We start from the raw sequence: 19911 nt of genomic DNA on the forward strand, positions 1-19911 counted from the left end.
CGATTCTCAAGAGACGAGTCGGTTGGTCCGCGGGCGCAGCGCCAGCAGGGCCAGGCCCGCCAGCAACTCGATCCCGCTGACGACGAACAAGGACCCATTCGGCAGGCCGATCGCAAACGCGGCGACCAGGCGCCCGGCCGGCTGGGCGAGCAGGAACAATGCAACGAGATCGCCGAGGATGGGCTGGTCGCCCCGCCTTGCCGCCAGCATAGCCAGCCCCGCGGTGGCGAGGCGGACTCCGACATAGATGGCGTAGAACTGGCTGTAGCCGTTCACGCCAACGAGAAACAGGCCCATTGCGGTCGCGACCCGGTCCGGGTCGAGCATGGCAATGAGCGCCGCCAGCGAACTGGCGGTGGCTACCAGCTGCAGCAGCTGGCCGCGCGCCCAGGCACGCGTGAGCCGAAAACCCTTAGTCTTCAAGGATTTTGAAACGTGGATCGTCCGGATCGATCGAGGTGATGCCGCGCGCCTCTTCGGTCATCTGCACCGATTCGTCCACGCGCAGGTCGGTAGCGCGCTTCGTTTCCAGGTACATGTAGATCGCGTTGATCAGTTCCTGGCAGCCTTCGCGGTTCAGGGCCGAGATCTCGAAGACAGGGCCCTTCCAGGCCATCTTCTTGACGAAGTCTTTCACACGCTTCTTGCGTTCTTCTTCCGGCACGACGTCGAGCTTGTTCAGCACCAGCCAGCGCGGCTTGTTGAGCAGGTCCTCGTCGTACTTCTCGAGTTCCTTGATCAACGCTTTCGCTTCCTTGACCGGATCGACGGTGGCTTCGAACGGCGCCATGTCGACGATGTGCAGCAGCAGGCCGGTACGCGACAGGTGGCGCAGGAACTGGTGGCCCAGGCCCGCGCCTTCGGACGCGCCTTCGATCAGGCCCGGAATGTCGGCGATGACGAAGCTCTTTTCATGCGACACGCGTACCACGCCCAGGTTCGGGTGCAGGGTCGTGAACGGGTAGTCGGCGATCTTCGGCTTGGCGTTCGACACGGCCGTGATGAAGGTCGACTTGCCGGCGTTCGGCATGCCCAGCAGGCCCACGTCGGCCAGCACCTTCAGTTCCAGGCGCAGTTCGCGGCGTTCGCCTTCCTTGCCTTCGGTCTTCTGGCGCGGAGCGCGGTTGGTCGAGGTTTTAAAGTGGATGTTGCCCCAGCCGCCCTCGCCGCCCTTGGCCAGCAGTTCGGTCTGGCCATGTTCGGTCAGGTCGGCGATGATCTCGCCGTTGACGTTGTCGATGATCAGCGTGCCGACCGGCATGCGCAGATAGACATCGTCGGCGCCCTTGCCGTAGCAATCGGAGCCGCGGCCAGGTTCGCCATGGCGGCCATGGTGGGTTTTCGAATAGCGGAAGTCGACCAGCGTGTTGATATTCCGGTCCGCAACCGCCCAGATCGAGCCGCCCTTGCCGCCGTCGCCGCCGTCGGGACCGCCGAATGGGCGGAACTTCTCGCGCAGGAACGAGGCGCAACCGTTGCCGCCGTCGCCCGCAATGACTTCAATTCTTGCTTCGTCGATAAACTTCATTTTGACCGCCAAAAAACTAAAAAGGCTCTACTGTAAGCAGAGCCTTTCGATGGAAGGCTTGCGCCTTACAAGGATGCGCCGCTCAGGGCGGCGCTAACGTCATTTAGGCTGCGACTGCTTCAGCAGCTTGTGCAGCAACGACGGTCACGTACTGCTTCGAACCGACGCCTTGCTTGACGAATTTCACAGTGCCGTCGACCAGCGCGAACAGGGTGTGATCCTTGCCCAGACCAACGTTGGTGCCTGGACGCACTGGGGTGCCACGTTGACGGATGATGATGCCGCCGGCGGTGATCGCCTGGCCGCCGTACACCTTCACGCCAAGGCGCTTGCTTTCTGAATCGCGGCCGTTACGGGTAGTGCCGCCGCCTTTTTTGTGTGCCATTTAAGACTCCTTGATGACTTTGAAGAGAGGGGCAATTAGCCGTTGATCGAAACCACTTGGATTTCGGTGAAGTTCTGGCGGTGGCCCTGACGCTTCTGGTAGTGCTTACGACGGCGCATCTTGAAAATGCGGACCTTGTCGTGGCGACCATGGGAAACGACCTTCACCAGAACCGTAGCACCTTCAACCAGGGGAGCACCAAATTTGATGCTCTCGCCCGCGCCAACGGCGAGGACCTGATCGATCGTGAGTTCGGAACCAATGTCTGCCGGTATCTGTTCTACTTTAAGTTTTTCGCCAGCGACAACTTTATACTGCTTGCCACCGGTTTTTATGACCGCGTACATGATTGAAAACCTCATCAATTGTTTAATAAAAATCCCTGCGGCGGCGACCGGTCAATGACCGCGCTGCGCTTCTCTGGTGCCGGGGAACAGGGAATTATACACGGTTCGATCTCGTGCGTCAAAAGCCTCGGCCCTCATCTGGTTGACGTCGCCTCCCGGCAACGCCTCGCCGCAACCCAGGCGCGCGTCCCGCACGACTGACGCTTGGCGAAATGGCACGGTGTATGCTTGCATGTCGTATAATCGCCGCACTCACGCACATCAACATTAGAAGCAGGTTTGCCTTGTCCGCCGCTACCCCTCACGCCCAGAACACCATCACCCAATCGATCGCCACCGACATGGACGCGGTCAACACGGTGATCCGCCAGCGCCTGCATTCGGAAGTCAGCCTGGTCAACCAGATCGCTGAATACATCATCAGCGCCGGCGGCAAGCGCATCCGCCCCGTCCTGGTGCTGTTGCTGGCCAATGCCCATGGCTATAAAGGTACGGCGCACCATGAACTGGCGGCCGTCGTCGAGTTCATCCACACCGCCACCCTGCTGCATGACGACGTCGTCGACGAATCCTCGATGCGCCGCGGCCGCCAGACGGCGAACGCCCTGTTCGGCAATGCCGCCTCGGTGCTGGTGGGCGACTTCCTGTACTCGCGTTCGTTCCAGATGATGGTCGGCCTGGAAAACATGCGCGTCATGCAAATCCTGTCGGACGCCACCAACGTCATTGCCGAAGGCGAAGTACTGCAGCTGCTGAACATGCACGATCCGGACGTCAGCCACGAGCGCTATCTCACCGTGATCCGCTCGAAGACGGCGAAACTGTTCGAAGCGGCCGCCGAACTCGGCGCCCTGGTCGCCGGCGCCAGCGCCGCGCAAGTGGCCGCCGCCGGCGAATACGGCCGCTCGCTGGGCACGGCCTTCCAGCTGATCGACGACGTGCTCGATTACGCCGGCGACGCCGCCGAGATCGGCAAGAACGTCGGCGACGACCTGCGCGAAGGCAAACCGACCCTGCCGCTGATCTACCTGATGGAACACGGCACCCCGGAACAACGCGAACTGGTGCGCACCTGCATCGAGCAAGGCGACGAGCAGCATTTCGACGCCGTGCTGGCCGCCGTCACCTCAAGCGGCGCGCTCGACTACACCCGCCGCGAAGCCGAAACCGCCGCCCGCCGCGCTGCCGAAGCCATCGCCGACCTGCCCGACAGTCGCTATAAAGACAGCCTGTTGCAGCTCTGCAGCTTTGCTGTTGACAGGAACCACTGAGCAAAATTATATTAATGCTTCCTGAGGCAGGTTTGTCAGCGCCTCGAACCAGTCGGGGTGTAGCTTAGCCCGGTAGAGCGCTACGTTCGGGACGTAGAGGCCGGAGGTTCGAATCCTCTCACCCCGACCAAGCAGCTTCAGCAAGCGGATGCTCCATCCGCTATTTTTTGTCCGGCAGCCAGGCACCATCGCCAGCGCAGGCCCCTTCTTCTTCGTTGCTACAATTCCGCCAGGAATTATTTCCTTAAATCTGTATGTATTAATCATCTTGCATAATATTTCCCTGTGTTTCCTTACAGAGTGCTAGTATTTACAGGGCGCTTGGGCGCAGGGAGAAGGCAGTGGATGGACATGCCATATTGGTTATTAGCGCGGATGAAACACGTTTCCTTGCGTTCTCGAACCAGCTAAAGGATTGCTCTTCGACGAGCGCGTGTTTACAACTGATCCTTGCTGCGCATCTCGCCATCGCAAAAGCTTATATTGCCGAGAATATTGTCGACCTGATTATCCTGGACATTGCGGGAAGCGATGCCGGCGAGCAGGCCGCCCTGGCCGGCACCATCGCATCGTTGGCCCCGCATCCCGTCATGATCTGGACGACCGGTCCGCAGGCGCAGTTGTCTTCCGCCTCGCTGCCCCCAGGCGCGACCGGACACCTCCATGATGCAATGGCCGCGTCCGATGTCATGTTGCAGATTTTCGCCATCATCGCGCGCCAGGCGCAATCCCGGCTGCTCCACCAGCAAACGGACAAGGAAACCGCGGTGACGCTCGAGGCGATCGCGGACGGCGTCATCTGCACGGATAGCCGGGGCGACATCACTTTCCTGAATTCGGCCGCGCGCCGCTTGCTGAGCTTTCCCGAAGGCCAGGTGGCCGGCCGCCCGGTCACCGAGTTCATGACGCTGCAGGGGGCCGGCAATCGGGCGCCGATGACGCATGCCGTGCACCAGGTGATCGCCACGCTGCACACCGTGCGGCTCGCCGCCGGAACGGTCTTGATCCGGCACGACGGTACCGAAATCCGGATCGAAGACTGTTGCGCACCCATCGTCAGCGATGCCGGGGTGCTCCAGGGCGTCGTCATGGTCTTCCACGATACGACCGAGGCCTATGAAATGCAGGCCCGGGTCGACCACCTCGCCTGGCACGATTTCCTGACCGGTTTGCCTAACCGCTTCGCGATTCACAAGCACCTGGACGAAAGTTTTTCGCACGCGGCGACCTATCACCAGCAGATACCAGTGCTGTGCCTGGATCTGGACAAGTTCAAACTGATCAACGACACCCTGGGTCATGGCAGCGGCGACAAGCTGCTGGTCAGCGTCGCCGAACGATTACGCGCCTGTTTCCGGCTAATCGACCTGGTCGGCAGGCAGGGCGGCGACGAATTCATCGTGGTGATGGCGCCGGGATCGAGCGTGGACGATGCGGTGCTGGCCAGTACGCGCATCATCCAGGCACTCTCCAAGCCCTGCCTGATCGGCGAGGAGGAAGTGCGGATCGGATGCAGCGTCGGCATCGCGGTCTACCCCCAGCACGGCAGCACGGCCGAACTCGTGCTGCACCATGCGGACGTCGCGCTGCAAAACATCAAGGCGAACGGCAGAAATGGCTGTTGCGTGTTCACTGAAGAGCTGCATGCGCGCACCCTGGAGCGTCGGCTCATGGAGGACGGATTGCGCGCGGCCTTGACGGACGGTAGCTTGAGCCTGTTCTATCAGCCGAAGATCCGGCTTGCGGACGGCAAGGCCAACGGGTGCGAGGCCTTGCTGCGGTGGCAGCACCCCGTTTGGGGATGGGTCGCGCCGACTCGCTTCATTCCCTGCGCTGAAGCCTCGGGCCTGATCGGCCCGCTGGGCAGATGGGTCTTCGATGAAACGCTCCGGCAGGCGCAGTCCTGGATAAACGAGGACATAGGATTCGGCAGCATTGCCATCAACATATCGGCCGAAGAACTGCGTCATCCGGATTTTGTCGCCTACATCCGGAATGGGCTGGCGGCATCCGGCCTCGCCCCGGAACGACTGCAGATCGAGCTCACCGAATCCGTGCTGATGCAGAACGTCGATCATGCCGGCAAGTGCCTGCACCAGCTCAAGGAACTCGGCATGTCCCTGGCGCTCGACGATTTCGGCACCGGTTACTCGAGCCTGAGCTACCTGGCCGATTTTCCGATCGACGTGCTCAAGATCGACCGCTCGTTCATCCACAGGATCAACGCGGCTGGCACCCGTCAGCAGGCCTTGCTGCATGCGATCCTGACGCTGGCGAAGAGCATGTCGCTGGTCGTGGTCGCCGAAGGCGTCGAGACCGTCGACGAAGAAAACTTCCTGCTGCAGTCGGGTTGCCAGGTAGGCCAGGGATACTACTATAGCGAACCTCTCGACCATGCCGCCTACGAACGCTTCCTGGCATCGAGCGCATACGCCGACGGGCCGACCGTCCACGCAGGCGATACCGGCTAGCCACCTTGGCTCCCGCCCCGGCGCGAAATGCGCATGTAGCGGCAGGCAGGCGGATCGCATGCGGCACCACGCATTCATTGAATTCACGTATGCCATTCTGGTTCGAGCCCAGCACACGTTGCGGCGTTGCAGCATCAACAGGCGGGGCGAAGGGCGTCGGAGAGAGATGGCATGCAGACGATATCGGAGAAGATTGACGTATCGACCAATATGCGGCTTGCTTATCGTGGACATCACGAACTGAAAGTATATTTATTGACCCAAGGAATTTATACTGCACCGCAACATTACAGTATTTACCCTTGGAGCGACTCATGAACGCAGCAACGATTACCCAGGCACAGAACAACCGTTCGCACGGCGCATTCGAAGCCATCCGCAACTTTGCCGAACAACTGTTCGCCGCCCACGGCGGCTGGCTGGCGGCCCGCAAGGCCCGCGCGAGCCAGGCTTCGTACGCCGTTTCCGAGCGTGCCGGCCGCGCCGAGCTGTTTGCCCTGGCCGCCGACGCCGAGAAGCACTCGCCGAACCTGGCCGCGGAACTGCGCTGGCTGGCGAACCGCTAACTTGTAATTTGTAGCAGCACCCCGCAGGACCTCGCGCTTCAGTCTTCGCCGCCTCAGCGGCAGCAGGAACGCAAACCTCCCTCCCTTACCCGGGTCGCCGGCGCCCGCCGCGCCCGGGTTGCATTACCTTCCTCCTGCAGTTTCCTCGGATTTCATCAGTACCAGCAGCTTGCCGATCTCGGGCACGCACGAGCCGCAATTGCCGCCCGCCTTCAGGCAAGCCGTGACTTGCGCCGTGGTCGTGAGAGCTTGTGCGCGGATCGCCGCGCAGATCGTGTTGCGCCCCACGCCGAAGCAGGAGCAGACGGTCGGCCCCGGGTCGGGTCCCTGCTGCGGCGCGCGTCCGGCCAGCAGGGTCGCGCGATCGCGCGGCGCCAGCGTCTCCTGCGCGAACAGGCCGGCCAGCCACTGGCGCGGCGGCAGCGCGGCCCCGCGGCGCGCGACGAACACGCAGGCTTGCAGCCGCCCTTCGACCAGGTGCGCGGCGCGGTAGACGCCGGCACCGGCATCGTCGTATTCGATCCAGTCGGTCTCGCCTGACACTTTCAACACGTCGCGCGCCCAGTCGGCATGCGCCGGTCCGCGTCCGCCAAGTTCGTAGCGCACGAAGCCCTCGCCCTGCACGCGCGTCCAGTTCGCGACCCGGTCGACCGCCAGCGCCGTACGCGACAGCACGAAGGCCTGCCACTCGACCACGAAGGGTTCCACGCGCACCGGCGTGTGCTTGAATTCCGGCTCGCCCGAGACCGGGTCGACCGCCGGATTGACGATGGCGCCGACGCGCGCGTCCGACGCCGTCTGGCCGCTCCAGTGGATCGGCACGAACACGCAGCCGCGCGCGATGCCGCCGCTGTGGCTCACGCGCGCCACCATCGCGCCCCAGCGGCTGGTGACGCGCGCCAGTTCGCCTTCGCGCACGCCGCACAATAAAGCGTCGTTCGGGTGCAGGTCGATGAAGGGTTCCGGCGCGTGGTTCGCCAGGCGCGGCGACTTGCCGGTACGCGTCATCGTGTGCCACTGGTCGCGCAGGCGGCCGGTGTTCAAAGACAGCGGATAATCGTCGTCGACCGCGTGCACGGGCAGGCGCGGCGGCGTGGCGACGAAGCGTGCGCGGCCACTCGCGTGGGCGAAGCGGCCGTCGGCGAACAGGCGGCGCGTTCCCCGGTGATCGCCAGCCGGCACCGGCCACTGCACCGGTTCGAGCGCGTCGTAGGCCTGACGGCCCAGGCCCGTCATGCCCGCGATATCGAACACGCGCAGTCCGGCGCCTCCTTCCCCGTTACGCCAGCCTGACAGCTGCGCATGCTCGTCGAAGATCTCGTGCGCGCCCTCGTAATCGAAACCAGTAAAACCCATCCGGCGCGCGACTTCGCACAGCGCCCACCAGTCGGCGCGCGCTTCGCCCGGCGCCGGCAGGAAGGCGCGCTGGCGCGAGATGCAGCGTTCGGAATTGGTCACCGTGCCATCCTTTTCTCCCCAGCCCAGCGCCGGCAGCAGCACGTCGGCATACACGGTGGTGTCGGTGGCGCCGACGATGTCGCTGACGACGACCAGTTCGCATTTGTCCAGTGCGCGCCGCACCTGGTCGGCATCGGGCAGGCTGACCAGCGGGTTGGTGGCGATGATCCACACCGCTTTGACGGTCCCCTCCTCCACCGCGCGGAACAGGTCGACCGCCTTCAGGCCCGGCTTCGCGGCGATGCGCGGCGCATTCCAGAATGCCTTCACAGCGTCGCGCTGGACCGGATTGTCGAGGTCCATGTGCGCGGTCAGCATGTTGGCCAGGCCGCCGACTTCGCGTCCGCCCATGGCGTTGGGCTGGCCGGTCAGCGAGAACGGCCCCATGCCGGGCTTGCCGATGCGGCCGGTGGCCAGGTGGCAGTTGATGATGGCGTTGACCTTGTCGGTGCCGCTCGAGGACTGGTTCACGCCTTGCGAATAAGCGGTGACGACCTTGCTTGTCGCGGCAAAGGCGTCGTAAAAGGCGAGCAGTTGGCCGAGGTCGACGCGGCAGGTGCGCGCGACCTGCGCCGGGTCGCTGCAATCGACGTCGGCGGCGGCGAGCGCCTGCTCGAAGCCGTCGGTATGCGCCGCAACGAAGGCGGCATCGAGCGTCCCCTGCCGCGCCAGGTAGCTGAGCAGCCCATTGAACAGCCAGACGTCGGTGCCCGGTTTGATGGGTAAATGGATGTCGGCCAGTTCGCAGGTCGCGGTGCGGCGCGGGTCGATGGCGACGATGCGCAGGCTTGGACGCGCTTCCTTCGCGCGCAGGATGCGCTGGAACAGGGTCGGATGGCACCAGGCCGTGTTCGAGCCGACCAGCACGATCAAATCGGCCAGTTCGAAGTCCTCGTAGCAGCCCGGCACCAGGTCTTCGCCGAATGCGCGCTTGTGGCCGGCCACGCTGGACGACATGCACAGGCGCGAATTGGTGTCGATGTTCGCGCTGCCGACATAGCCCTTCATGAATTTGTTCGCGACGTAGTAATCCTCGGTCAGCAACTGGCCGGAGACGTAAAGCGCCACCGCGTCGGGGCCGTGCGCGGCGATGATGTCGGCGAAACCCTTCGCGATGCGCCCGAGCGCCTCGTCCCAGCTGGCGCGGCGCATGCCGTCATCCGTGCGCAGCGTCGGATACAGCAGGCGCCCGTCGAGGTCCAGCGTTTCGCCCAGGGCCGCGCCCTTGACGCACAGGCGGCCCTGACTGGCGCTGTGCTGCTTGTCGCCCGCGATAATGGGAATGCTGCCGGGCCGTACGGTGGCGGTGACGCCGCAGCCGACGCCGCAATATGGACAGGTGGTGCGCACGGTCTGCACGGGCAAGGTCATGTCCATGGGATTTCCTTATTTAAGTAGGCGGCGCACACAGCGCCTCGCCGAACAGCAGGCGGTCGCGGAATGTCGAAACGTCGGCGCCGCGCTGGATCAGGTCGAAATACCAGGGGCCATCGCCGACGTCGCCCACCAGCACGGCGCCGGTGACGCGCGTCCCGTCGAGCACGAGGCGCTTGTAGACGCCGGCGCTGCGGTCGCGCAGCACCAGCTCTTCGGTGTCCACCCCGCCGGCGATGTCGCCCGCCGAGAACAGGTCGATGCCCGTCACCTTCAGCTTGGTGGCGGTGGCGGCCTGCACGTAGCGGCGGTGCCCGGCGCCGGCCAGGTGGGCGGCGCAGACCCGGGCCTGTTCCCACACGGGCGCGACCAGGCCAAAGGTGGCGCGGCGGTGCTGGACGCATTCGCCGACCGCATAGATGCGCGGGTCGTAGGTTTGCAGCGTGTCGTCGACGACGATCGCGCGTTCGCAATGCAGGCCGGCGTCGCGCCCGAGCGCCACGTTGGGGCGCACGCCGGCGGCCATCACGACCAGGTCGGCCGGCAGTTCGCTGCCGTCGGCGAAGCGCACCGCTTCCACCTTGTCCGCTCCCGCAATCGCGCTGGTCTGGGCGCCGAGCAGGATGCGCAAGCCGGTGCGTTCCAGCGATTCCTTCAGCAGGCGCCCCGCTTCGCCGTCGAGCTGCTGGTTCATCAGGTTGGAGGCGACGTGGACGACGGTGACGTCCATCCCGCGCCGCATGAGCGCATGCGCCGCTTCCAGCCCGAGCAGGCCGCCGCCGACGACGACCGCGCGTCCGCCCTGGCGCGCCGCGGCGAGCATGGTATCGACGTCGTGCAGGTCGCGAAAGCCGACCACGCCCGCCAGCGTATTGCCGGGAATCGGCAGCATGAAGGGCGTCGAGCCGGTCGCCAGCAGCAGTCGGTCGTAGGGCGCCTCCAGGCCGGAACGGGCGATCACGACGCGGCGCTTGCGGTCGATGCGCACGACCGGGTCGCCCGCGTGCAGGGTGATGCCGTGCTCGGCATACCAGGCGCGCGGATGCAGCATGATCTCCTCGACCTGCTTGTCGCCGGCCAGCAGTGGCGACAGCAGCACGCGGTTGTAATTCCCGTGCGGCTCGGCGCCGAAGACGGTGATGTCGTACAAGCCGGCATCGAGTTTGAGCAGCTCCTCGACCGTGCGCATGCCGGCCATGCCGTTGCCGACGACGACCAGACGGGGCTTCATGAGGCTACCCATACCGTGCCGTTTTCGACCCGCACGGGAAAATTGCTCACCGAATGCGCCGGCGCTTCCAGGCATTCGCCGGTCTGCAGATCGAAGTGGTGCTTGTAGATTGGCGAGGCGACCACGATGCGTTCGCCCAGGCTGCCGACCAGGCCGCGCGAGAGCACGGCCGCGTTGGCATTCGGGTCGTAGTTATCGATCGCGAACAGGCGTTCCTCGCCCACGCGGAATACCGCGACCTGGCGCCCGTTCAGCAGCGCGCACACGCCCGTGTCGGGCACGATGTCGTCGAAGGCGCAGACGGCGTTCCAGTGACCCAGTTGAATATCTCTGTGCATGGCGAACTCCTTAATTGGCAAGTGCGATCGGAATGGTGCGGCGGCGTTCTTCGATCGTCGCGGGACGCACCTGGCCGCGTTCGGGCATGAAGACGACATTGTCGTCCTGCGCCGGGCTGTTGACGAAATGGCGGAAGCGCTTGCGTACTTCCGGGTCCTCGACTGCGTTCTTCCATTCGCAGGCATAGGTGTCCACCACCGCCTGCATGTCGGCTTCCAACTCGGCGCCGATGCCCAGCTTGTCCTCGACCACGACCTGTTTTAGATAATCAAGCCCGCCTTCGAGGTGCTCGCGCCAGGTGCTGGTGCGCTGCAGGCGGTCGGCGGTGCGCACGTAGAACATCAGGAAGCGGTCGACCAGCTTCACCACCGCCGCCTCGTCCAGGTTCGACGCGATCAGTTCGGCGTGGCGCGGCTTCATGCCGCCGTTGCCGCACACGTACAGGTTCCAGCCCTTGTCGGTGGCGATCAGGCCGACGTCCTTGCCCTGCGCCTCGGCGCATTCGCGGGTGCAGCCGGAGACGCCGAATTTCACCTTGTGCGGCGTGCGCAAGCCCTTGTAGCGGTTCTCGAGCGCGATGGCGAAGCCGGCGCTGTCGCCCACGCCGTAGCGGCACCAGGTCGAGCCGACGCAGGATTTCACCGTGCGCAGCGACTTGCCGTAGGCATGGCCGGATTCGAAGCCGGCCGCGATCAGCTCTTCCCAGATCGGCGGCAACTGGTCAACCCTCGCGCCGAACAGGTCGACGCGCTGGCCACCGGTGATCTTGGTGTAGAGGTTGTACTTTTTCGCGATCATGCCGACCGCGATCAGGCCGTCGGCCGTGACTTCGCCGCCCGGCATGCGCGGCACCACCGAATAGGTGCCGTCCTTCTGGATATTCCCGAGGAAGTAGTCGTTCGAATCCTGCAGGCTCGCGTGCTCGGGTTTCAAGACAAAATCGTTCCAGGTCGAGGCCAGGATGTTGGCGGCGACCGGTTTGCAGACGTCGCAGCCGAGGCCCGTGCCGTGCTTGGCGAGCAGCTCGCCGAAGCTCTTGATGCGGCCGACGCGCACCAGGTGGTGCAGTTCCTGGCGCGAGTGGTCGAAGTGCTCGCACAGCGCGCGGCTGACGGTCACGCCCTGCTTGGCCAGTTCGGAATTCAGCACCTGTGTCACCAGCGGCACGCAGCCGCCGCAGGCGGTGCCGGCAGTCGTGCATTTTTTCAGCACGCCGATGCTGGTGGCGCCATCCTGCACCGCCGCGCACAGCGCTCCTTTCGAGACGTCGTTGCAGGAGCAGATCTGGGCCGTGTCGGGCAAGGCGGCGACGCCAAGGCCCGTCTTCGGTGCGCCGCTCGCTTGCGGCAGGATCAGGCTTTCCGGCGCTTCCGGCAACTCGATGCCGTTCAGGGCCATCTGCAGCAGCGTGCCATATTCGGCGGCGTCGCCGACCAGCACCGCGCCCAGCAGGCGCTTGCCGCAATCGCTGACGACCAGCTTTTTATAGGTCTGGCGCCGCTCGTCGAGGTACTGCACGCTGCGGCTGCCTTTGGCGGCACCATGGGCGTCGCCGATGCTGGCCACGTCCACGCCCATCAGTTTCAGCTTGGTGCTGAGGTCCGCCCCGGCAAAGCCGCCCGGCGCGCCGAGCAGGTGGCGGGCAGCGGTACGCGCCATGTCGTAGCCGGGTGCGACCAGGCCGAACAGCTGGCCGCGCCAGGCCGCGCATTCGCCGACGGCGTAGATGTGCGGGTCGGAGCTCAGGCAATCGTCGTCGATGGCGACGCCGCCACGCGGCCCCAGCGCCAATTCGCAAGCGCGCGCCAGTTCGTCGCGCGGGCGGATGCCGGCCGAGAACACGATCATGTCGGTGTCGAGGTGGCTGCCATCGGCGAACTGCATGCGGTGCGTGCCGGCTTCGCCGTCGACGATCGCCAGCGTGTTCTTGCCGGTGTGGACGGTCACGCCGAGTTCCTCGATGCGGCCGCGCAGTACGCGCGCACCCGGATCATCGACCTGCACCGCCATCAGGCGCGGCGCGAATTCGACCACGTGGGCTTGCAGGCCGAGATCGCGCAAGGCTTTCGCGCATTCCAGCCCCAGCAAGCCGCCGCCGACCACGACACCGGTACTGGCGCGCGCGCCGCATTCGCGCATCGCTTCCAGGTCTTCGATGGTGCGGTAGACGAAGCAATCGGCGCGTTCGCGGCCCGGCACCGGCGGCACGAAGGGAGACGAACCGGTGGCCAGCACCAGCTTGTCGTAGGCCAGCACCTCGCCGCTTGCCAGCGTGACGCTGCGTCCTGCACGATCGATGGCGACCACTTTGGCATTCAGGCGCAGGTCGAGATTGGCGCGCTCGAAGAAGCCGGGTGCGACCAGCGACAGGTCGTCCGCCGTCTTCCCGGCAAAGAATTCGGACAGGTGCACGCGGTCGTAGGCCGGGCGCGGCTCTTCGCCGAGCACGGTGATGTGGATGTGCGGTGCTGCGGCGGCCAGCGATTCGACAAACTTGTGGCCAACCATGCCGTGGCCGATGACGATGACGTTCATGCTGTTCTCCTGATTTACTTACGCCCGCGCTGCGGCAGCGACGGTGGCGGTACTGCTGAAACGGGCGCCGAGTGCGCACAGGCTGGCGACGACGACCAGGCCGCCGAGGATCATCAGGGTCTCGCGCACGTCGCCGGTCCCCTTCATGAGGAAGCCGGCCAGCACCGCGCCGACATTGCCGCCGGCGCCGACGATGCCCGCCACGCCGCCCAGCGCGGTCGGCGCCACGAAAGGCACCAGCGCATAGGTGGCGCCGCAGGCCATGTGGGTGAACAGGCCGAAGCACAACATAGCAATTAAGGCAAACGCGACGCCGTCGGCGTTCGCGAACCACAGCAGGCCCAGGCCCTCGCCCACCATCAGCACGAACAGCACGGTGACGCGGCTGTTGAGGTCACCGCCGGCTCGTCCTGCACAGCGGTCGGACAGCCAGCCGCCCAGGGCGCGGGCGAACAGCGCCAGCAGGCCGAAGCTGGCCGCCGCCATGCCGGCGCTTTTCAGCGACAGGCCGAAATGGTCGACGTAATAGATGGCGGCGATGTTGTGGATGAAGATCTCGATGCCGAAGCAGGCGCCGTAGGTGACGAACAGCAGCCAGGCGCGGTGATTGCGGCAGGCGGCTTTAAAGCTCGCCCAGCCACCCTTGCCGCCGCCTTCGAAGGGGATGCCGGCCGCGCGCAATTCGCTGAAGTTACCGGCAGGGCAGTCCTGGGTATAGCGCCAATAGACCACCGCCATCACCAGCATCGCCACGCCCGGCACGATCAATGCGACGCGCCAGCCCAGGGTTTCGGAGACGCCCGCCATCAGCAGCGCGCCCAGCAGCAACGGCATCGCCGCCTGCGCCGCCCCGCCGCCGGCATTGCCCCAGCCGGCGGCGGCCGCGTTGGCGGTACCGACGACTTTCGGGGCGAACATCACCGAGGTGTGGTACTGGGTGATGACGAAGCTGGCGCCGACCGCGCCGATACCGAGCCGGAACAGGAGAAAACTCTCGTAGCTCTGGGCAAAGGCGACGCCGAGCACGGGAATCGCGCCCAGGGCCAGCAGACCCGTATAGGTCTTGCGCGGCCCGTAGCGGTCGCACAGCGGGCCGACGATCAGGCGCACCAAAATCGTGATGGCGACGGCGGCGATATTGATGTTGGCGATCTGCGCCACCGACAAGCCGAACTCGCCTTTGATGACCGGCATCAGCGGCGCGCAGGCGAACCAGGCGAAAAAGCAAATGAAAAACGCGACCCAGGTCAGGTGGAAGGCCCGCATCTGGGGCGTGTGGAAATCGGTGAGTCTGATGCTGCTCGCTTTGCTGGCCATGGTATCCCTCGGGTTGAAAACAAAAAGGCGTCCGCGTCCCGTGGTGGTGGTACCAGGGAGGCGGACGCCGTTGTCCGGATGCGGGTCCAGCGTTGGACCTGCGGTTATAACTGAAGGGATCGCCGTTGATCCTGTTTGGGGTAATTGCAAGAGGCGTGCCAGACCTGGTGCGGGGCGTGCATGGCGGCGGCTTGAAGGAGGATGCTCTATTGCAGTGCACAATGTGCATTAATGATGCGGAACGGCGCACTGTCGCCGTACGGTGTTCTACCGTGTTGCATGAGCTCTGACTCGTAAGGTGGGCGGGTTGCCCGCCCACGCGTTCAGTCAGTGCTAGCAGCGACGGCAAGTGTTAGTACGGGAACTTTAGATTGCGAAGATATCGCTTTCTCATCGGTTCCGAGACGCAAGCGACCGTTGAGCGCGTGGGCGGGAAATCAGTCCCCGGGACTGATTTCCCCCGCCCACCTTACCGGTCAGATCATGCAGTCACGGGTTACGCTCAGCGCTGGTGAATATCGAACGACCCCGCATACCTCACCGGATCGCTCCCATCCCACACCCGCCCATCCATCAGCCTGCTGCTGCGCATGAACGCCGCAGGCACGTCGACCCCCGCCAGCGCCGCCGCTTCGCGATACAGCCCGATCTGGTTCACCGCACACGCCACGTCCAGGTAAGCCGGGTCCTCGCGTAATAGCCCCCAGCGCCGCTGCTGGGTCAGGAACCACATGCCGTCGGACAGCCACGGGAAGGTCGCCTCGCCCCCGCCGAAGAAGCGCAGGCCGGGGAAATCGGCGCGGCGCGGCAGCAGGCAGGTGCGCAGCAGGGCGAGGTCGGCACCGACCCAGGCGGGGCTGGCCAGGACTTCGGCGGCGGCTTCGCGGTTGGTCGGGGACGCGTCGAGCCAGCGCGCCGTTTCCAGCAGGGCCGCCACCAGCGCGCGGCAGCTGTTCGGATTGCGGGCAACGAAGTCGGCGCGCGCGCCGAGCGCCTTGCCGGGGTGATCCGGCCAGACTTGGCTGCTAGGTGCGACCAGCATGCCGCTTGCCTCGATCAGCGCGCGCCGGCTCCAGGGTTCGCCGGCGCAGAAGCCGTCCATGTGGCCGGCTTCGAGGTTGGGCGCCATCTGCGCCGGCGGCACCGTGACGAGCTGCGCCTGCGTTATCGGATCGATGCCGGCCGCGGCCAGCCAGTAGCACAGCCACATGGCGTGGTTCCCGGTCGGGAAAGTGTGGCCGAAGGTATAGCGGCGCGGCTGCGCGTGCATCAGCGCGCGCAGGCCGGCGCCGTCCGTGACGCCGGCGGCGGCGATGGCGCGCGCGAGCACGATCGACTGGCCGTTCTGGTTCAGGTTCATCAGCACCGCCATGTCGCGCGCGGCGCCGCCGATCCCCATCTGCAGGCCGTACAGCAGGCCATACAAAGCGTGGGCGGCATCGAGCTCGCCGTTCGTCAAGCGGTCGCGCATGGCGGACCACGAGTGCTGCTTTTCCAGCACCAGCTTGATGCCGTATTTCTCGTCGAAGCCGAGCACCGACGCCATCACCAGCGGCGCGCAATCGGCCAGCGGCATGAAGCCGATGCGCAGCACGGCTTTCTCGGGGCGGTCCGAACCGGCGACGTGAACGTCCTTGTCAATCATGCGCTTCCTTTCGCCGGATCAGCCCAGCAAGTCCTCGACGTCCAGGATGCGCTGCGCGATCTCGGCCAGTCTCATGTTCTTGTTCATCGCCAGGCTGCGCAGGCGGCCATAGGCTTCGTCTTCGGTGAGGCTGTGGCGCGCCATCAGCACGCCCTTGGCGCGGTCGATGGTCTTGCGCTCGGCCAGCTTCTGGCGCGTGTCGGCCAGTTCGCCGAGCAGCTTCTGTTCGCGCCTGAAACGCGCCAGCGCCACGTCCAGCACCGGCCGCACGCGCTCGGCGCGCAAGCCAGCCACGATGTAGGCCGACACGCCCGCCGCCACCGCCGCCTCCATCGTCGCCGCGCTGTCGTCTTCGGTGAACAGCACGATTGGGCGGCGCGCCTCGCGCGTGGCGATCACGATGTGTTCGAGCACGTCGCGCGCGTCGGATTCGCTGTCGACGATGATCAGGTCGGGCTGCAACTGGGCGATCCGCTCGGGCAGGAAGATATCCGGTGGCAGCGAGGCAACGATGTCGTAGCCCGATTCCAGCAAGCCGACGCGCAGCGCCGTACTGCGGCAAGCCTGCGCGGCCAGGGCGGCGTCGCCGGCGCGCACCTCGCCGCAGGTGACGACGACGATGCGCAGGCTGGGCGATGGGTCGGCGCGCTTCTCTTCTCGTTTCATGGTGGCGTTCATGCAAGAAGCGCGCCAGTGTTCATATGGTTGCCGGCAGGGTCGATATTCCTGCGGTCAATATCTAAAGCGAGACGTTGGGAACAACATTCACGAAGCTGATCGCTTGCATCACAAACTGAAAGTTCATTTATAGCCTGGAGGCATTTATACTGCACCGCAACATCAATCTACTCTTCAGGAAAACCATGTCGCCAATCGAATACTTCCATGCCAGCATCGCCGCCCTTGCCGTCATCGTCCGCATCGCCCTGCTGCTGCCGCGCAAATCAGGGCAGCCTGCCTGATCCACGCCGCGCCTTGATCATCCGGCGGCCCCGTACCCCATAGGTACGGGGCCGCTTTTTATTGATCGCTCCCGGAATCCCNTTCACTCACCAGACTTCCACGATGCGAATTCCTGCACTGACCTTCCTTGCCGCGCCGCTCTGTGCGCTGATTGCGCTCCCGGCTGCCGCCGCGCCGACGTCCACCCCCACGCCGATCAGCCTCGACCAGGCCATGGCCCATCCGGACTGGATCGGCAACCCGGTCGAAGGGGCATGGTGGGGGTGGAATGGCAAGGACGTGTATTTCAAGCAGAAGCGCACCGGCTCGCAGCTGCGCGATACCTTCGTCGCGGCTGCCGGCGGCGCGCGCAAGGTGGCGGATGCCGACCTGGCCAATCTCGACAGCCCGGCGGTAGTCTACGACCGTGCACATACACGCACCATTATGGTGCGCAACGGCGACCTGTTCGAGCGTGATTTGCGAAGCGGTGCACTGGTTCAGGTCACGCGCGGCGTCAAGGCCGAAAGCCCGCAATATTCGAGCGACGAGCGCGCGCTGCAATTCCGCGTCGGCCATGACTGGTTCAGCTGGGACCGTAGCAGCCGCCTGCAGGCGCCGCTCGCTCTGCCGCGCGCGGCCAAGGACCCGGCAGTGCCGGACGCGGACGCGCTGCGCGACATGCAGCTGCGCCTGATCACGACCCTGAAACGCGCGAAGGACGACCGCGACGCCGCCCGCGCGCGTACCGAAGAAGAACGCCGCTTCGATCCGACCCGCGCCCCCGGCCAAATCTACCTGGGCGACAAGGTCACGATCGAAGGCAGCGCCCTGTCGCCGGATGGCCGCTGGCTGGTCGTGGTCACTGCTGCCAAGGGCGCCGACAAGGGCCGCGTCGGCAAGATGCCGCGCTACGTGACCGAATCGGGCTATGAAGAGATGGACGACCAGCGCACCCGCGTCGGGCGCGCCAACCCGGCCGCGCATGCCTTGAAACTGATCGACCTCAGCACCAACAAGGTGCAGGACCTCTCCTTCGACACCCTGCCCGGCATCGCGGCCGACCCTTTGGCCACGTTGCGCGCCGCCGCCAAGCTCGATCCCCTGAAGGGCAACCGCCCGCTGCGCATCGCCGACGAGGCCGAAGCCGTGCGCTGGAGCCTGGATGGCAAGCTGGCCGCCGTCATGCTGCGCGCGGTCGACAACAAGGACCGCTGGATCGCCAGGATCGACCTCGGCGCGGCCAGGCTGATCCCACAGCACCGCCTCAGCGACGAGGCCTGGGTCAACTACGACAACAGCGGCTTCGGCTGGCTGCCGGACAACCGCACGCTGTGGTACGTGTCCGAAGAAAGCGGCTACGCGCACCTGTACACCCAGCCGGTCGATGGCCGTCCGCGCGCGCTCACCAGCGGCAAATGGGAAGCCGGCGACGTGCGCTGGAACGCCGATGGCAGCGTCGCCTGGATGCTCTGCAACCGCAAGAATCCGGGCACCTATGAAGTCTGCGCCGTGAACGCCAGGGATGGCGCCACGCGCGAAGTGACGAACCTGGCAGGCGTCGAGCGTTTCAGCTTGTCGGCGGACAGCCGCACGCTGCTGGTGCACTATTCGTCGAGCTATATGCCGGCCCAGCTGGCGACGGTGCCGGCCGGCGGCGGCGCCGCAGCCAAGCTGACCGACACCCGCACGGCCGACTACAAGGCGCGCACCTGGATCGAACCGGAAATCGTGGCCGTGCCTTCGAGCGACGGCGGCGACCCGGTCTGGTCGAAACTCTACCGTCCGGCCAAGATGGAAGCGGGTAAGAAGTACCCGGTCGTGATGTTCGTGCACGGCGCCGGCTACCTGCAGAACACCCATCACCGCTTCCCGGTCTACTTCCGCGAGCAGATGTTCCACAACCTGCTGGTCGAGAAGGGCTACATTGTCCTCGACATGGATTACCGTGCCTCACAGGGTTATGGCCGCAACTGGCGTACCGCAATCTACCGCCAGATGGGCCACCCGGAACTGGTCGACTACCAGGACGGCGTGAAATACATGGTGGCGAACCACCAGGGCGATGCGGCGAACGTCGGCATCTACGGCGGCAGCTACGGCGGCTTCATGACCTTCATGGCCCTGATGCGCGCACCAGAGATGTTCAAGTCGGGCGCGGCGCTGCGCCCGGTGACCGACTGGACCACCTACAACCACGAGTACACGGCCAACATCCTGAACACGCCCGACCTCGATCCGCAGGCCTATAAGATCTCGTCGCCGATCGAGTACGCCGACAAGCTGCAGGGGAACCTGCTGATCGCGCACGGCATGGTCGACGACAACGTGTTCTACCAGGACTCGGTACGCATGGCCCAGCGCCTGATCGAACTGAAGAAGGACAACTGGGAACTGGCGAGCTACCCGCTCGAGCGCCATGCCTACACCCAGCCGGAGAGCTGGTTCGACCAGTACCGACGCATCTTCAAGTTGTTCGAGCGCACGCTCAAGCAGTAAGGC

General features: G+C 65.2%; 15 protein-coding genes and 1 tRNA gene. 5 read left to right on the forward strand and 11 right to left on the reverse strand.

The genetic code is table 11. The features are described 5' to 3' along the window. Nucleotides 1-6: 6 nt before the first annotated feature. The 4 genes from IFT60_RS03690 to rplU form a co-directional block, all read right to left on the reverse strand. Nucleotides 7-423 (reverse strand): hypothetical protein, encoded by a 417-nt coding sequence (locus tag IFT60_RS03690; protein WP_192049615.1) that lies wholly within the window; start codon nucleotides 421-423, stop codon nucleotides 7-9. Next, on the reverse strand, nucleotides 413-1528 hold the full coding sequence (gene obgE, locus IFT60_RS03695) for a GTPase ObgE (RefSeq protein ID WP_192049617.1): 1116 nt from the start codon (nucleotides 1526-1528) through the stop codon (nucleotides 413-415). The genes IFT60_RS03690 and obgE overlap by 11 nt, the downstream gene beginning before the upstream one ends. Before the next feature lie 103 nt (nucleotides 1529-1631). Then, complete coding sequence (gene rpmA, locus IFT60_RS03700; protein ID WP_192049619.1) at nucleotides 1632-1913, reverse strand: 50S ribosomal protein L27; 282 nt, start codon at nucleotides 1911-1913, stop codon at nucleotides 1632-1634. Between the two features lie 35 nt (nucleotides 1914-1948). Next, nucleotides 1949-2260, reverse strand: a complete 312-nt coding sequence (gene rplU / locus IFT60_RS03705; RefSeq protein ID WP_082493710.1) for a 50S ribosomal protein L21 — start codon at nucleotides 2258-2260, stop codon at nucleotides 1949-1951. Between the two features lie 284 nt (nucleotides 2261-2544). Here rplU and ispB point away from each other — a divergent pair, with 284 nt between their 5' ends. The 4 genes from ispB to IFT60_RS03725 all read left to right on the forward strand — a co-directional run bounded on the left by ispB (nucleotide 2545) and on the right by IFT60_RS03725 (nucleotide 6568). Next, on the forward strand, nucleotides 2545-3531 hold the full coding sequence (ispB, locus tag IFT60_RS03710; RefSeq protein WP_267874555.1) for an octaprenyl diphosphate synthase: 987 nt from the start codon (nucleotides 2545-2547) through the stop codon (nucleotides 3529-3531). Nucleotides 3532-3584: 53 nt separating this feature from the next. Further along, nucleotides 3585-3661 (forward strand) — tRNA-Pro (locus IFT60_RS03715). 211 nt (nucleotides 3662-3872) lie between these two features. Next, entirely contained in the window at nucleotides 3873-6002 is a 2130-nt protein-coding gene (locus IFT60_RS03720) for a putative bifunctional diguanylate cyclase/phosphodiesterase (protein WP_192049623.1), read from the forward strand. Nucleotides 6003-6316: 314 nt separating this feature from the next. Then, nucleotides 6317-6568 (forward strand): hypothetical protein, encoded by a 252-nt coding sequence (locus tag IFT60_RS03725; RefSeq protein ID WP_192049626.1) that lies wholly within the window; start codon nucleotides 6317-6319, stop codon nucleotides 6566-6568. Between the two features lie 123 nt (nucleotides 6569-6691). On the opposite strand, the gene IFT60_RS03730 is transcribed toward IFT60_RS03725, so the two are convergent. From IFT60_RS03730 to IFT60_RS03760, 7 genes are all read right to left on the reverse strand, one after another. Next, nucleotides 6692-9403 carry a nitrate reductase gene (locus IFT60_RS03730; protein ID WP_192049628.1) on the reverse strand — a complete coding sequence of 904 codons (2712 nt, stop codon included), beginning with the start codon at nucleotides 9401-9403 and terminating at the stop codon, nucleotides 6692-6694. A gap of 13 nt (nucleotides 9404-9416) precedes the next feature. After that, a complete protein-coding gene (locus IFT60_RS03735) occupies nucleotides 9417-10631 on the reverse strand; it encodes an NAD(P)/FAD-dependent oxidoreductase (protein WP_197986205.1) in 1215 nt (404 codons plus the stop codon). Beyond that, on the reverse strand, nucleotides 10628-10969 hold the full coding sequence (nirD, locus tag IFT60_RS03740) for a nitrite reductase small subunit NirD (protein ID WP_192049632.1): 342 nt from the start codon (nucleotides 10967-10969) through the stop codon (nucleotides 10628-10630). The genes IFT60_RS03735 and nirD overlap by 4 nt, the downstream gene beginning before the upstream one ends. A gap of 10 nt (nucleotides 10970-10979) precedes the next feature. Then, on the reverse strand, nucleotides 10980-13505 hold the full coding sequence (gene nirB / locus IFT60_RS03745; protein WP_192049634.1) for a nitrite reductase large subunit NirB: 2526 nt from the start codon (nucleotides 13503-13505) through the stop codon (nucleotides 10980-10982). Between the two features lie 18 nt (nucleotides 13506-13523). Next, complete coding sequence (locus tag IFT60_RS03750) at nucleotides 13524-14822, reverse strand: MFS transporter (RefSeq protein ID WP_192049636.1); 1299 nt, start codon at nucleotides 14820-14822, stop codon at nucleotides 13524-13526. 502 nt (nucleotides 14823-15324) lie between these two features. Continuing rightward, nucleotides 15325-16467, reverse strand: a complete 1143-nt coding sequence (locus tag IFT60_RS03755) for a CmpA/NrtA family ABC transporter substrate-binding protein (RefSeq protein ID WP_192049638.1) — start codon at nucleotides 16465-16467, stop codon at nucleotides 15325-15327. An 18-nt stretch (nucleotides 16468-16485) separates the two neighbouring features. Beyond that, nucleotides 16486-17133 carry an ANTAR domain-containing response regulator gene (locus IFT60_RS03760; protein ID WP_192049640.1) on the reverse strand — a complete coding sequence of 216 codons (648 nt, stop codon included), beginning with the start codon at nucleotides 17131-17133 and terminating at the stop codon, nucleotides 16486-16488. 399 nt (nucleotides 17134-17532) lie between these two features. Here IFT60_RS03760 and IFT60_RS03765 point away from each other — a divergent pair, with 399 nt between their 5' ends. Then, complete coding sequence (locus IFT60_RS03765) at nucleotides 17533-19908, forward strand: S9 family peptidase (RefSeq protein WP_192049642.1); 2376 nt, start codon at nucleotides 17533-17535, stop codon at nucleotides 19906-19908. Nucleotides 19909-19911: the final 3 nt, after the last annotated feature.

The organism is Massilia sp. CFBP 13721 (assembly GCF_014842025.1).
GTDB lineage: Bacteria > Pseudomonadota > Gammaproteobacteria > Burkholderiales > Burkholderiaceae_D > Telluria.

What these genes read in the sequence shown, in the direction of transcription:
- obgE (WP_192049617.1), bottom strand. Translation starts at nt 1,528, where the DNA reads ATGAAGTTTATCGACGAAGCAAGAATTGAAGTCATTGCGGGCGACGGC.
- nirB (WP_192049634.1), bottom strand. Translation starts at nt 13,505, where the DNA reads ATGAACGTCATCGTCATCGGCCACGGCATGGTTGGCCACAAGTTTGTC.
- IFT60_RS03735 (WP_197986205.1), bottom strand. Translation starts at nt 10,631, where the DNA reads ATGAAGCCCCGTCTGGTCGTCGTCGGCAACGGCATGGCCGGCATGCGC.
- IFT60_RS03760 (WP_192049640.1), bottom strand. Translation starts at nt 17,133, where the DNA reads ATGAAACGAGAAGAGAAGCGCGCCGACCCATCGCCCAGCCTGCGCATC.
- rplU (WP_082493710.1), bottom strand. Translation starts at nt 2,260, where the DNA reads ATGTACGCGGTCATAAAAACCGGTGGCAAGCAGTATAAAGTTGTCGCT.
- nirD (WP_192049632.1), bottom strand. Translation starts at nt 10,969, where the DNA reads ATGCACAGAGATATTCAACTGGGTCACTGGAACGCCGTCTGCGCCTTC.
- IFT60_RS03765 (WP_192049642.1), top strand. Translation starts at nt 17,533, where the DNA reads ATGCGAATTCCTGCACTGACCTTCCTTGCCGCGCCGCTCTGTGCGCTG.
- IFT60_RS03725 (WP_192049626.1), top strand. Translation starts at nt 6,317, where the DNA reads ATGAACGCAGCAACGATTACCCAGGCACAGAACAACCGTTCGCACGGC.
- rpmA (WP_192049619.1), bottom strand. Translation starts at nt 1,913, where the DNA reads ATGGCACACAAAAAAGGCGGCGGCACTACCCGTAACGGCCGCGATTCA.
- IFT60_RS03755 (WP_192049638.1), bottom strand. Translation starts at nt 16,467, where the DNA reads ATGATTGACAAGGACGTTCACGTCGCCGGTTCGGACCGCCCCGAGAAA.
- IFT60_RS03750 (WP_192049636.1), bottom strand. Translation starts at nt 14,822, where the DNA reads ATGGCCAGCAAAGCGAGCAGCATCAGACTCACCGATTTCCACACGCCC.
- IFT60_RS03730 (WP_192049628.1), bottom strand. Translation starts at nt 9,403, where the DNA reads ATGGACATGACCTTGCCCGTGCAGACCGTGCGCACCACCTGTCCATAT.